This is a genomic window from Clostridium sp. AF15-41 (genome assembly GCF_003604095.1).
Classification (GTDB): domain Bacteria; phylum Bacillota; class Clostridia; order Lachnospirales; family Lachnospiraceae; genus Coprococcus.
The window spans coordinates 115,031-129,503 of the sequence record NZ_QTMQ01000008.1 but is presented as its reverse complement, the minus strand read 5'-3'; the positions used below and the strand labels follow the sequence as shown (position 1 = coordinate 129,503).

General features: G+C 41.3%; 14 protein-coding genes. 13 read left to right on the top strand and 1 reads right to left on the bottom strand.

Annotated features, from left to right (window positions below; all coding sequences use genetic code 11):
- The first annotated feature begins 177 nt into the window (after positions 1-177).
- Positions 178-783: a Fic family protein gene (locus DWW43_RS07545; RefSeq protein ID WP_119963194.1), complete on the top strand. Its 606-nt coding sequence runs from the start codon at positions 178-180 to the stop codon at positions 781-783.
- 161 nt (positions 784-944) lie between these two features.
- Here the strand turns inward: DWW43_RS07545 and DWW43_RS07540 are convergent, their stop codons facing one another.
- Positions 945-2,426, bottom strand: a complete 1,482-nt coding sequence (locus tag DWW43_RS07540; protein ID WP_119963193.1) for a nucleotide sugar dehydrogenase — start codon at positions 2,424-2,426, stop codon at positions 945-947.
- 330 nt (positions 2,427-2,756) lie between these two features.
- Between DWW43_RS07540 and DWW43_RS07535 the strand changes: the two genes are divergently transcribed.
- The 12 genes from DWW43_RS07535 (at position 2,757) to DWW43_RS07480 (ending at position 14,473) form a co-directional block, all read left to right on the top strand.
- A complete protein-coding gene (locus tag DWW43_RS07535) occupies positions 2,757-5,549 on the top strand; it encodes a leucine-rich repeat protein (protein ID WP_119963192.1) in 2,793 nt (930 codons plus the stop codon).
- 16 nt (positions 5,550-5,565) lie between these two features.
- Positions 5,566-6,993 (top strand): MATE family efflux transporter, encoded by a 1,428-nt coding sequence (locus DWW43_RS07530; protein ID WP_119963191.1) that lies wholly within the window; start codon positions 5,566-5,568, stop codon positions 6,991-6,993.
- Positions 6,994-7,121: 128 nt separating this feature from the next.
- Positions 7,122-7,889, top strand: coding sequence for a hypothetical protein (locus DWW43_RS07525; protein WP_119963190.1), 768 nt, complete (start codon positions 7,122-7,124; stop codon positions 7,887-7,889).
- 708 nt (positions 7,890-8,597) lie between these two features.
- Positions 8,598-9,035, top strand: a complete 438-nt coding sequence (locus tag DWW43_RS07520; protein WP_119963201.1) for an Rrf2 family transcriptional regulator — start codon at positions 8,598-8,600, stop codon at positions 9,033-9,035.
- Between the two features lie 360 nt (positions 9,036-9,395).
- Positions 9,396-9,614, top strand: a complete 219-nt coding sequence (locus DWW43_RS12185; RefSeq protein ID WP_207666005.1) for a hypothetical protein — start codon at positions 9,396-9,398, stop codon at positions 9,612-9,614.
- Positions 9,615-9,775: 161 nt separating this feature from the next.
- On the top strand, positions 9,776-10,789 hold the full coding sequence (gene spoIIIAA / locus DWW43_RS07510) for a stage III sporulation protein AA (RefSeq protein ID WP_008401464.1): 1,014 nt from the start codon (positions 9,776-9,778) through the stop codon (positions 10,787-10,789).
- Positions 10,790-10,807: 18 nt separating this feature from the next.
- Positions 10,808-11,335, top strand: coding sequence for a stage III sporulation protein AB (locus DWW43_RS07505; protein WP_119963188.1), 528 nt, complete (start codon positions 10,808-10,810; stop codon positions 11,333-11,335).
- 15 nt (positions 11,336-11,350) lie between these two features.
- Complete coding sequence (gene spoIIIAC / locus DWW43_RS07500; protein ID WP_008401466.1) at positions 11,351-11,551, top strand: stage III sporulation protein AC; 201 nt, start codon at positions 11,351-11,353, stop codon at positions 11,549-11,551.
- 12 nt (positions 11,552-11,563) lie between these two features.
- Positions 11,564-11,950: a SpoIIIAC/SpoIIIAD family protein gene (locus DWW43_RS07495; RefSeq protein ID WP_021944766.1), complete on the top strand. Its 387-nt coding sequence runs from the start codon at positions 11,564-11,566 to the stop codon at positions 11,948-11,950.
- Between the two features lie 4 nt (positions 11,951-11,954).
- Entirely contained in the window at positions 11,955-13,223 is a 1,269-nt protein-coding gene (locus tag DWW43_RS07490) for a stage III sporulation protein AE (protein WP_119963187.1), read from the top strand.
- Positions 13,224-13,288: 65 nt separating this feature from the next.
- Positions 13,289-13,774 carry a stage III sporulation protein AF gene (locus tag DWW43_RS07485; RefSeq protein WP_119963186.1) on the top strand — a complete coding sequence of 162 codons (486 nt, stop codon included), beginning with the start codon at positions 13,289-13,291 and terminating at the stop codon, positions 13,772-13,774.
- Between the two features lie 45 nt (positions 13,775-13,819).
- Positions 13,820-14,473: a hypothetical protein gene (locus DWW43_RS07480; protein ID WP_119963185.1), complete on the top strand. Its 654-nt coding sequence runs from the start codon at positions 13,820-13,822 to the stop codon at positions 14,471-14,473.

The following is a 14,473-nucleotide window of genomic DNA, read 5'->3' as shown; positions in this document are numbered from 1 at the left end:
ATAATAATATTATAATAGAACTGAATGAAATAAATGAATTAATATTATGTGCAGAGCAAAAATATGCTATGTAGGAATTTTTCATTTTGATTCTATAAAAATTAGTATCTCACAAGTTGAATAATAAGATGTTTTATAGAATTTACATGGGTTATATATAACAGGAAAGGATATCTTATGGCTTTAGAAAATAAACTTAATATTACAGATTCTACAGAACTGGCCAGAATGGAAGAAAAGATTAGCAAGAAAAAAGCCGTAGAATTATTTGAAAATGGATATCTGGATGCATATGAAGTTGGATCTTTTCAGATGTTGGCGGCAATTCATAGATATTTATTTGATGAAATATATGATTTTGCAGGCAAAATAAGAAATGTAAATATTGCAAAAGGTAATTTTAGATTTGCGCCGGTTATGTATTTGCAGGCAGCAATAGAAAATGTTGATAAGATGCCACAGTCAACATTTGATGAGATTATAGAAAAATATGTAGAGATGAACATTGCGCATCCATTTCGAGAAGGAAATGGACGAAGCACACGAATATGGCTGGATTTAATTCTAAAGAGAGAACTGAAAAAGGTTATTGATTGGAGTACAGTCGATAAAGAAGATTATTTGCTGGCGATGGAGAGAAGTCCAATTAAAGATATTGAGATAAAGTATATCTTAAAACAGGCTTTGACAGCCAGGATCGATGATAGAGAAGTATATATGAAGGGCATAGACCATAGTTATTATTATGAAGGTTATACCTTATATAAGGCAGAAGATTTATAAAAAGTAGAAAAACAAAGATCATCCCTGCAACCAAACACCAAAATATTCAACAACTTATATCACACTACATTAGAATTAGCTGCTCAATTCCGCACTCACATGACCAGACGACCAGTCTGTAAAAGAATGTGAAGCGGAACTGAAGCAGCACTTCACCTCCATCAATCCCGTTCGAATAAATCTCTGGTGTAGACCTTTGCCCGGACATCGTCAAGATCAGAATTATACCGATTGGCGATGATCGCCTGCGACATGGATTTAAAAGCATTTAAGTCATTTACTACCTTGCTTCCGAAGAAGGTTGTTCCGTTCTCCAGTGTCGGTTCGTAGACGATGACGGTTGCTCCTTTGGCCTTGATTCGTTTCATGACACCCTGTATGCTGCTCTGACGGAAATTATCAGAGTTGCTTTTCATTGTCAGTCGGTATACGCCGATAATACATTCTTTTTCGCGATTTGCGGAATAATTTCCATTATAGTTATAGTCATAATATCCGGCAAGATTCAGAACACGGTCTGCAATAAAATCTTTTCTGGTGCGGTTGCTTTCTACGATCGCACTCATCATATTCTGTGGAACATCATTGTAATTTGCAAGAAGCTGTTTTGTATCTTTTGGCAGACAGTAACCACCGTAGCCAAAGGATGGATTGTTGTAATGACTGCCGATTCGGGGATCGAGACAGACACCATTTATGATGTCTCTGGTGTTCAGCCCTTTGGTCTCTGCATAGGTATCAAGTTCGTTGAAGTAGGATACGCGGAGAGCCAGATAGGTGTTTGCAAATAATTTTACGGCTTCTGCTTCGGTAAATCCCATGAATAGCGTTTCGATATTTTCTTTTATGGCGCCTTCCTGTAAGAGGGCGGCAAATGTATGGGCAGCCTCGACCAGACGGATGTCATTCTTATCCGTAGATACAATGATACGGCTTGGGTACAGATTGTCATATAAAGCCTTTGATTCCCTGAGAAATTCCGGGCTGAACAGGATATTTCTGGTGTGATATTTTTTTCGGACAGATTCTGTGTAGCCTACCGGGATCGTGGATTTGATAACCATGATGGCATCGGGATTGACGTCCAGAACGAGCTCGATCACTGATTCTACAGCAGATGTATCAAAATAATTTCTTGTGCTGTCATAGTTGGTCGGAGCTGCGATCACAACGAAGTCTGCATCTTTATACGCCATAGCTCCATCGGTTGTGGCAGTCAGATCCAAGTCTTTTTCAGCCAGATATTTTTCGATATATTCGTCCTGGATCGGGGATTGGTGTCTGTTTATCATGTCTACTTTTTCAGGGATAATGTCAACAGCGGTCACATGATTGTGCTGTGCAAGCAGCGTGGCAATGGACAATCCGACATAGCCGGTTCCGGCGATTGCGATCTTTAATGGTGATGGAGAAGGATATTTCACAGGTAGGTCGCTGATGAATAATTCTGTGATATCGAAGTGTAACACATCGCCCAGAGCTTCTAATTGCTCGATCGATGGCATAAAATCCTGCTTCTCCATACGTGAAACTAAGGAACGGTTGATTCCGGTTTCGGCAGCAAGCTGTGCCTGAGTCATATGCTGTTGTTTGCGTAGTCTTATAATAGTATCTGCAAGCTGCGCAGTAGATAATTTCTTCATAATGTACTCCTTGACAAAATGTTATTTATAGTAACAAAAGAAAATGACCCGATATAATCGGATTAATGAAAGATATACCGTGCTTTCTGTATATTACATTATCATTCTATTTTAAATAAGACAATAGTAAAAACAAAAAACACGAACAGAATGCTATATAAATTGTTTTTAAAAATAACACGGGTAGAACGAGAATTTTTACGCCAGTGATCATATGAAAAAACAGAGCATATGGATAAATGGAGAAAAATGGGATTATTTCTATAGACAAAACGACATTTTAAAGATACAGTATAGTTATGAATAATATATGAATATGGGAGGAGAAAAATGAGAAATTACAGATTTAAATTTACAATAGCATTAGGAATCGGAGCCATATGCGGAATGCTTTGGACTCCGGTTAAGCTTGTTCATGCAGAGCAACAGACATCGAATATTATAGCTGAGACAGAGGCGGATCAGGAGCCGGCAGCAGGATATGTAAAAATAGAAGAAAATAGTTCGGGACCGGAGTTGTATTCTGATTATGATATAGCTATGTATAGCACTGACAGTACAACACAGAGCGGAACATGGGGGAATATATCATGGAGCCTTTCCGGTACCACGCTTACGATATCAGGAAGTGGCGATATGCCGGATGCTGATTCATCAAATAAAGCACCATGGATTACATTCAATGTTGAGAAAGTTATAATCCAGAGAGGTATTACAGGTATAGGAAACCGGAATTTTTTACAGATGTCATCGATTACATCGGTAAGTTATCCGGATACATTGACAAAGATCGGAGATGCCGCCTTTTATGAGTGCTATGGACTGACAGAGATTGTATTGCCATCTGGTGTGAATACAGTTGGCAGTGGTGCATATTGTGATTGTTCGGCTGTAACAAAGATTGTAACGCCGGGTGCCACAAGCCTGGAATCTTATGCGTTCCAGGGAACAAGTGCTGTAACATATGAAATACCTGCAGGTATCACATCTATTTCACCATTAGTGTTTTTCGGAAATACCACGATAGAGAGTTATACAGTTGCAGTGGGAAATCCATCCTATATTGCACAGAATGGTATTGTATATTCAAAGGATGGAACAGTGCTTGTTATGTATCCGTTCCAAAGCAGAGTCGGAACCTTTGCGATACCGGCAAATGTAAAGGAGATTGGAGCATATGCATTTTATAATGTAAGAGGTTTAAATTCAGTAGACTTTGCAAATGTAACTACGCTGGGGGAAGGAGCATTCTATCGTTCTCAGTTATCGGGAACATTGACGATTTCAGATAAGATCAGCGAAGTCGGTTATTTTGCATTTGAGCAATGTAATATGCTCACAGCCGTAAAATTTGGCAGTGGATTAAAAGAGAGTTCTTATTCTATGTTTGAAGAGTGTGAAAATATAAGCTCTATTGATTTTGGCGGATTAACAACACTTGGAATGCGGACATTTTTAGGATGTTCGGGATTGACTGAAATAACGCTTCCTGCGACGATGAAGGAATGGGGAGGGTCGGTATTTAACAGCTGCAGTAACCTTAAGACATTCCGTGGATTAGGACTGGAATCAATAGCTTATGCTGATTTTGCACAGTGCTATTCACTGACGGATGTATACTTTCCAAACGTAAAGATTATATATCGTCAAGCATTTGCAAATTGCCCGTCTCTTCAGTCGATAACACTTCCGGCTTCAACGCAATTTGTTGATGAGAATGCATTTTCTTCAACTGTTATCATAAATTGCGAGAATAAGGATCTGGTCAAATTCGGCGCAAATGGACTTCGATATGTGGAAACCATACGGATTACCGGAAAACGTGACTATACAAAAGCATTTGAAGTATTGACGAAGGTGAATGAAGAAAGAGCAAAAAATGGATTACCTGCATTGACTATGGATACGGGTCTTTTGGAAACTGCTATGGTTAGAGCGGGTGATCAGGCTGTATTATTCTCTCATACCAGACCGGATGGAGCATCCTGTTTTTCGGCAGATAAGAATATGATAGCAGAAAATATAGCAATCAATCAGACAACGTCTGAATCTGTAATGGATAGCTGGATGAATTCAACAGGTCATAGAGAAAATATTTTAGATGAAGATTATACTTCCATAGGTGTTGGATGTTTTTATATTAATGGAACTTATACATGGGTACAATGCTTTGGATCAAAGGTGACACAGGAAGCAGTTAAACAGGAAGACCGGATGGTAATACAGAGTGTCAATATCCCCAAAGGCGAATTTACAGAGGCGGTTACCACTGCAGGCATAATGTGGGGAGATGCTGAGACTTATTTATACAAATTTAAAATACAGACAGACGCAGATTCCTATGTAGTTGGGAAGCACACGAATGCGAAAATGATGCTGATAAACCCGGGATTTGAGATCTATTGTCCATTTACAAGCAGCAATATAACATGGACATCGGACAAAAAGAGTGTTGCCACCATAGACTCAAATGGAAAAATTTCATTTGTAGGAAGTGGTAAGGTAAAGATTACAGGTAAGACAGGATATTATCAGGCATCGATTACTTTAACTGTAAAAGAAAATAAAAAATCGGATCAGTCTGCGAAAACCACACCTGTCCTGAAACTGAAAAATAAAACTGTCACCTATACGGGAAAGAAAAAGAAGATAGATGCTGCTGTTGTAAAAGGAAAAGCAGGAGCAATCGCATATCGGTATTATTCAGATGCTAAGTGTAAAAAGAAACTGGCATCATATCCATATAAAGTTGGAACTTATTATGTAGTGGCAGTTGCAAAGGCAACGAAAAACAGCAACACGGCCAGATCCAATGTCGCAAAACTTGTGATCAAGAAATCAAACACAATGAAATTAAATGTCACCTCTAAAAAATATAAGGTGAAAAAAGCAACCGGAAAACTGGGAAGTAAGCATACCTTTACAGTTGGTGTTAAGAAAGCTAAGGGAAAGGTAACGTATTCCGTTGCTAAAAAAGCAAAAAAATATATTACTGTTACAAAAAAGGGACGCGTAACAGTAAAGAAGGGAACACCACGAGGAACCTATACCGTTACGGTTAAAGCAAAGGGCACCTCTGTATATAGGAGCAAAACGAAAAAGGTAACGATCAAGGTTTCATAAACGTGATAAATGAAATATGAAAAACAAAAAATCCTTTCTGTATGTGATGTTAACAATCGCATTTCCTATCGCATTACAGAATTTATTAACTACAACAGCCAGTATGGTAGATACGATCATGATCGGAAGACTGGGAGAGTCGTGTGTGGCAGCAGTTGGTATTTGTTCGCAGATCAGCTCACTGTTCTTTAGCTGCTACTGGGGCTTCGCCAGTGCGTCGATCCTGTTCTTTTCCCAGTACTGGGGAGCGGATGATGAAAAGGGAATTAACCGTACATTCGGTATCACTTTCATCTGTATGGCAATCGTGGGATTTGCATTTGCATCTCTGTGTATTATCAGACCGGAATTCTTATTGGGGGTATATACAGATAAAGAAGTATTTATCCGGATCGGAAAGCCGTATATGCGGATCGTCGGATGGGCATATCCGCTTCAGGTATTTGCTGTACTTATCAGCTTCCTGCTACGGTCAACAGAGCGGGTGAAAGCGCCGCTTATCTGTTCCATCGTAGGATTGGTAGTGAATTTCTGTTTGAACTTTGTATTGATATACGGTAAATTCGGCGCACCGAAAATGGGTGCAGCCGGTGCAGCAGTCGGAACACTTGCATCTGCAATCATCAATTTATTACTGCTGTTTATCTATCTGATGCGTTCAGAATGCAAGGTGCGGATTCGTCTGAGTCAGATGTTCTTATTCCATGGCGGATTTATCAAAGTATATCTGTCAAATGCATTTCCGATCCTTTGCAATGAACTGTTTTATGGAGTAGGACAAATGCTGATCAATATTGTGATCGGACATCAGAATGAATCCGCGATTGCGGCTATGGCGGCGTTCCGTGTCTGCGAGGGCTTTGTCTATGCATTCTTCGGTGGTTTGTCAAATGCCACCAGTGTTGTGATCGGACAGTCTGTCGGCGCCGGTGACCATAAGGGAGCATACCGGTTTATGAAGCGGTCGGCATTATTCTGTCCGGCAGTTACTTTCGGGATTGTGCTGATCTGTGCGTTATTGCATGAACCGCTGTTTGGCTTATTTGGACTGGGTGATCAGGCACTTCGGTATGGCATGTATATGTTATATATTTACCTGTTTTTCGGTGCCGTTCGAACCTGTAACTATATTATGAATGAGGGATATCGGGCAGCAGGTGAGACGAGAGTCGGAACCTATGTGGAGATTGGCGGTTTATTCCTGGTCAGCGTTCCGGCGACATGGATCGCAGGCATGGTCTTACATCTGCCTTTCCTTGCGGTATTCTCATTTGTATATACGGATGAGCTGGTGCGTCTGGCAATCGAGCTTGTTTATACCAGATCAGGCAAATGGGTGAAGCCGGTTACGGAAGCCGGAAGAAAGACCCTGCCGGAGTTCAAAGATTGGTTAAAGAACCGTAATAATCGTAAACGAAATGCAACATCTATAACGAATAATTAAGCTGACAAAACGGGATGACAAGCATATACTTTTTGTATTCGAAAACAGCCGAGGAAAGGCATTGTGATGAGAGTCGCAATAAGAATTCCGGAAATGTATTTATAAATGAATGCAGGAGGATTTTAAACATGAGAAAGAATATAACGCAATCAGGAAAAATCGTGACAGCAGTACTTGCAGCAATGCTTGCAGCCGGTTTGCTGGCTGGATGTAATGGTGAAAGATTAAAGTCGACAGAAAAGACGAAAGGAACAACGGAGGTATCAACCGAAGTAACAACAGAGAAGACAGAAGCCCAGACAACAGAGGCAGTCAGCAAAGAAGCCGAGACTGAGGCACAGACAATAGAGGCGGCTTCTTCTGAAGAAGATACCGGTACAACAAAGGCTGAAGCTTCTACAACGGAAGCACAGTCGGAAGATGTGTCATCTCTGCCGGGTACTTATCCGATGGATATGGTATTTAGCAGTGGAGCCGGTGGGTGGAGTACAACGCTCACGTTATCTGAGGATGGATCATTTACGGGAGCATTTTCCGATTCGGAAATGGGAGAAAGAGATGAGAATGATTATCCAAATGGAACGGTGTATTTCTGTAATTTCAGCGGACAGTTTGCAAATATCAAAAAAGTAAATGATTATACATATTCCATGACGCTTGACAGCGTTGTTATTGATAAAGAAGCAGACCGAATAGAAGATGGTATTCGTTATAAAGCAGGAGAGCCATCCGGCATGGGCAGCGGAACAGAGATTTATTTCTATACTCCGGATGCACCTGTCTCAGAATTGCCTGACGGATTCTTGTCCTGGTGGCAGACTCGTTCTACTGATGCAACTACGCTTGGATGTTATGGAATCTATAATAAGTCCGCTGATGCCGGATTCTTCCAGTAAACCGGCAGAAAATTCGAAAGAAGCGATCAATAACAAAGAACACATGAATTAAATAGTAAAAAGGAAAAGGCTTTGCCGGGAACAAGATAATTTCTGAAGAATAGTTTTCAGGATATGAGTTGTTTCGACAAAGTCTTTTTTATTTAAAATAATTGGCTGAGTTTAAAAATTATTGAGAAAATATATTGATAGGAAGATATTGGTAATATATAATCAGCTCATAAAGTTAAAACGTATTAAGCCTATGAGATAAGTAGGAATTAAAACACAGGAGGTTCGATCATGACATATGAAAACAGTAAGATAAACAGAAAATATGATATGGGAATGTGTTGTTGCTGTTGTCAGACTGTATGGATGAATATGGTTTATTTTTCATATGCATGATAGACGATAGATTGAGATTACGATAAGTGAGCAAGGCAGTTGTCTACATGCATAAGGCAGCTGCCTTTTCTTTATAACAATGAGAAAATGCAGCATTTGACGTGGATTATTCAGTGGAAGATGCATTAAAGAAGATAATATTTTATTACAACCGGATAGATTGCCATAAAAAATAATTTTGTACTTGATAAATCCTATAGAAATAGTGTACTATAATACAAACGACAATTTATCATGTTTGCAGAAAAAGTAGATGAGATTCAGATGATGTATAGAAGTATGGAATCATTTGAATCAGATAACAACGACAGGGAGGTCAAGATGAAGATATCAACAAAAGGAAGATATGCGATAAAGCTGATGCTGGATCTGGCCACCTATTATAATGGTGAGCCGGTTAAGATAAAGGATATTGCAAGAAGACAGCATATTTCAGACAAATATCTGGAGCAGATCGTTGCAATATTAAATAAGGCATCACTGGTAAAAAGTGTCCGTGGAGCGCGTGGAGGATACATGTTATATGCTTCACCGGAGAATTATACTGTGCGGCTAATATTAGAAACGGTAGAAGGAAGTCTGGCGCCGGCAGACTGCGTAGGCGATAACGTAGCCTACTGCGAAAACAGAAGTATGTGTGTCAGCGTACTGATCTGGGAGAAACTTGATCAGGCAATACAGGATGTATTAGAGGGCATCACATTAGCCGATCTCGTCGATTGGCAGAACAACCTGATGGTAGATCAATACGTTATTTAATATATGATAGACATTTGCGAAATCCATGGAGCAGATAATGATTAAGCATCTTGACTTACCAAAACAGGGCATTTGAGTCCGCCGGTTCTTAGGTGGTGCGCAAGCAGCATCTTAGTACCGCTGCAGGACTCAACGAGCGGAAGCGTCCCCTGGTTGGTAATGTCAAAGGTGATTAATCATTGTGATATAGATATAGTTACAAATGTCCAATAATTAAAGAGAGGTAGCAAACATGGCAAACGTTCAATATTCCGGTGTGCGTGAGAGCAGACCCGGCAGGGTCAACGACCTTGGCACGACAGGAAAAGAAGTAGAAGAAAATTACAAAAAGGGTGCCTGAAGCGAGCAGATCGAAGCTTTGTGCAGGGCTTACAGTGTCAGCAGATCAACAGTATGGCAGCACTGATGTCATTAGATGATTCCGTATTTGTATCCCATTCACCACAGGGCTGCGAGGAATGTACGATCATGGTGCCGATCCATTGTGAGGGCTTCAAGTCAAAGATCTGCGCATCGGGTTTTGATGCCACATTTCACTCTGAAAAATTCAGAAAGGAATGTGGTATTTTTTTGTTCTAAATTTCATTTGTCATGCATACATTATAACTATCAGAAGTGTGTAACATCCTACTTTAGGTATCAGATCATATCAGAAAAGCAGATGCTTTTCGAGTATTGGCAGATGATGGAACTGACAGGTGAAAATGGTTACAGATGACATATGCATGAGGTGAATCGGTTTGGAAAAAAGCAGAGAGAATGAAATATTGAAGATATTATCCGTAGCGTTAAGGAGAATATTTTCGAGTGAGATATATGATTATAACAAGCTTCAGGAGATAAGGCTTAGGATGAATGAACCCTTGATCGTGATCTATGATAATCGGGAATATTTTGTGACGGAGAAGGGAAAGCGAACCACAGAATGTAAGAAAGCATATATGGTAGCACCTGCCGATATAAGGGAAACGCTGGAATATATCAGTAACTATTCACTCTATGCATATGAGGATGAGATCCGGCAGGGATTTATAACGATTCAAGGGGGACATCGTGTAGGGCTTGCAGGAAAAGTCATTCTGGAATCTGGAATGATCAAGAGTGTCAGACATATATCATTTATCAATATCCGTTTGTCACATCAGGTTAAGGGATGCTGTAAGAAGGTTCTTCCGTACATAATAAATGGAAATGAGACATTTCATACACTGATCATTTCCCCACCGCGATGTGGCAAAACCACACTTCTTAGAGATATGATCCGGATGTTGTCGGATGGATTTCCAGGATTCAAAGGAAATACTATCGGTGTCGTAGATGAACGATCTGAGATCGGAGCCTGTTATAAAGGCGTACCACAAAATGATATCGGCATACGGACGGATATTCTTGACTGTTGTCCAAAATCATATGGAATGCTGATGCTGATCCGTTCGATGTCACCGCAGATCATAGCGGTGGATGAGATTGGCAGCCGAGATGATATCGATGCGATCTACAGCGTGATCAACTGCGGCTGTAAGCTGATCGCAACCGTACATGGCAATTCCATTGATGATATCAGGAATCGTCCGGGACTACGGAAGCTGGTCGATGAGAGGGTATTTGAACGATATATCGTGCTTAGCAATCGCAAACGGACAGGAGAGATCCGGACGATATTTGACGATCGGGGAAGTGTTCTCTTTATGGCAGAGGATGAACGCCTGACATCGGCATATGAAAATGAAGCGGCTGTAGCAGAACTGTCATAAGTGCAGGGAGGCGTACATATGTTATATATAAAGATTCTTGGAATGCTTCTGGTGGTCACAGCTTCCTATGGGATAGGAAAGACGATAGGAGTTTATCAGAACCGGCGCGTGGAAGATATCTACGAGCTTCTGATATTTGTCCGGATGGCAAATGGGCATCTGGCATACAGTGCATCGGAGATCACCGAGATCATTCGGGAAGGATCGGATAAAGCAGGGGGAAGGATCGGAGACTGGCTTGCCGAGCTGGCTTTGCAGTTTCGGACGGAAGAATATGCTTCTTCTTTTGAGCAGATCTGGACAGGCAGTATCGGAAGTCTGATGGAATACAGCTATCTGACGGATGCACAGATCGGTGCGGTAAAAGAGCTTGGAAAATGGCTGTGTTATATGGATATCGATATGCAGATCAGGAATCTGAAGCTGTGGGAGCAGAACATGCAGACAGAGTATGAAGAACAAAAGGACAGAGCACACAGGATAAATAAAGTATCCAGGTCACTTGGATTACTCGGAGGGATCTTTTTGATAATACTGATAGGGTAAGGGTGGCAGGAGCTTATGACGATACAGTTATTATTGAAGATAGGTGCGGTAGGAATCCTTGTAGCACTGTTGAATCAGATATTAAAGCATTCGGGGAAGGACGAGCTGGCATTCCTGCTGAATCTGGCAGGACTTATTCTTGTACTTTCGTGGATCATTCCATATATCGTAGAATTCTTTAATGACATTATGAAGCTTGTAAATATCGGTGGATAGGGGAGAAAAGGCATGAGTCTTGTTACGGTATGTATGGCATCGGTTCTGGTCGTTTTAGTAGCGATAAAACTAAAGAAAATGAATGCAGAATACAGCACGCTCTTAAGTATTGGAGCGTGTTTATTTATTGTCAGCTTTATCATAGGAAGACTTGGAAATGTACTGGATTCCATCGACCGCATCACCGGGTACATCAATATCAATATGGAGTATATATCAATCCTGCTTAAGATGCTTGGCATTTCCTATATCTGTGAATTTGCGACAAATATCTGTAAGGATGCAGGCTATGGAGCGATCGCTTCGCATATTGAGCTTGCCGGACGGGTGACAATGGTGGTGATGAGTCTGCCAATCCTGTTCCATGTGATCGATATGGTTGTTCGTCTGATGGGGTAGAACTATGAGAGGACAAAAAGCGAAAATGATTATAGCAGGCATTGTGGCAGGACTGATCTTAATCGCAGTGGTGTTATTTGCCGGGAAGAAGCAGAAAACGTTTGCTATGCAGGAATCGGGTAATGGAAGACCACCCGGGTTTGTCCCAGAACTTATAAATACCGAACCGGGAGAGTTTGCTGGATATCGAAGATCGGATATGAAAATGGCAGATGTGGATACAGATATATCGGATGTTGATGAGACGGATCTGGGACTTGATGAAAACGCTTTTGACGAAATGGACATGTTGACAGAAGAACAGGCAGGACTCTCTTTTCGGGAGGTCGTATCCTATATCCGAAACGGAGACCTTCAGGGGCTTCTTGACTACAGTCTGGAAACAATACAGCAGACACTTACAGGGGAGATAAAAAGCAATAACCGCCTGCTCCTTCAGCTTCTTGCCGTTGTCATTCTTGGTTCGGTATTCACGAATCTGTCCGGAAAGTTTGGGAAGATGGTAGGTGGAAACGGCTTCTTCGTCACCTATCTGATGGTGGTATCCATCCTGCTCGGAATGTTTGCGATCGTTTCCGATATAGCGGTGTCGGCAGTCTCGGATCTTACGGATCTGATGATCACCTTTATACCTGCTTATACGTTGGCTGTCTCCTATACAAATGGTGCAGGCACGGCGGAATTTACCTATCAGATTACGGTGCTGATCATTTTTCTGTGCGAGAAGGTGATCGTTCAGATCGTATTTCCGCTTACCAAATGCAGTGGCGTGGTCGGACTTGTGAATAAGTTAAATGCCGAGGATCATTTTTCAAGGACGGTTACGTTATTAAGGAATATTGCAGGATGGATCCTGAAAACCATGTTTGCAGTCGTAACCGGAATGAATGTGATAAAGGGAGTGATGGTTCCATCAGTGGATAAGCTGGAGAGAAATGCCGTCTTAAAAGCTTTCGGTATGCTGCCGGGTGGAAATACAGTTAAGAATGTTTCGGATATCCTGCTCGGTTCGGGGATGGTTTTAAAAAATGCGATCGGGATTGCGGGTGCAGTCGTCGTATTGCTGGCGGTGCTTCTGCCGGTTACCAAGATCGCAGTGATCTATCTGACTCTCCGTATCGTATCTGCATTTGTGCAGCCCTTGGGAGATAAACGGTTTTCCGACGGCATTAACATTATGGCACAGACCATCGGACTGATGCTGCGTGGCATCTGGTGTGCTTCCTTTTTATTTATCATCTCCCTCACACTCATGACGTTGCTTGCGAGGTGAAAAGTTGGTTGTCCATCCGGGTACATGCATAACCGTTTTTCAGAAATTGGTGGAAAGGAGTGTGGATGTTGTTAGCCTGGATAAAAAATATCGTGCTTTTTATATTGTTTTCTTCTCTGGTATTTTTCTTGCTTCCGGATGAGAAATACAGGAAATACATGCAGACGGCGGTTGGTTTTGTACTGGCGATCATAGTTCTGACGCCTGTATTAAGTGCGGGAGGGTTAAATGATATTTTGAGCTTTGACTATTATTATGAATCCGTTGCAGGGGCACCGGGAAATGGAGATGTCACATATTATACAGATGTCATGGAGACTATGATCGAAGATCATTTACGGGATCTATTTCAATTGGACAGTAAGGTGGCGATCACCTTTGATGAGAATTACACGATCACAGCGGTTGAGGTTGATGTTGTCTCTACAACATCAGACAGTGCAGCAGATACAACCGTGGATGTAGCAAATCTCCGTCAGGAGATCGCAAAAGAGTATAAGATCAGTGAGGACAGGATCAAAGTATTTATAAATGGATATCAGACAAAATAACATGTACTAAAAGCGGACATGTTACATATAATGGAGTGAGAGAGCATGGAAGGAATATGGAATAACATCAAACAAAAGCTGCAGGAACTGAAAAAAGATAAAAATGCGGCACTTCGAAAGTGCATGGGAATTTTGCTTGCAGGTATTTGTCTGCTGGTCATTCTCTGGCCGTCTGATAAGAAAAACGGATTTTCAGGACTTGATGCTTTAACCGGAACGAAACAGGACAAAACGTCCGGTGGAGTGACCGGAAAGCAACAGAACGGAGAGTATGCCTCAGACAATGGGCAGGGAATTTCAGGAGAAGTATCATCGGCAAACAGCAGTTATGAAGATTATATAGCATTTCAGGAGGAGAAGCTGCGAGAAATACTGTCTCAGGTGAAAGGCGTCGGAACGGTAAGTGTCATGATCACATTAAAAGATGGAGGCGAGAAGATCATAGAGAAGGATGTGACGAAGTCCGATAGTGAGTCAGATGGCAGCAGTCAGAAGAGCAGGAGTGAGACTTCTGTTATGACAAATGCAGACAGCGGCGAATATCCCTATGTGAGCAAAACACTGGAACCGGAGATTGAGGGAGTTCTGGTCAGTTGTACGGGGGCTTCCGATCCGACGATTGCGATAAAAATAACCGAAGCGATTCAGGCATTATTTGATGTTCCGGCGCATAAGATAGTTGTATTAGAACAAGAATAA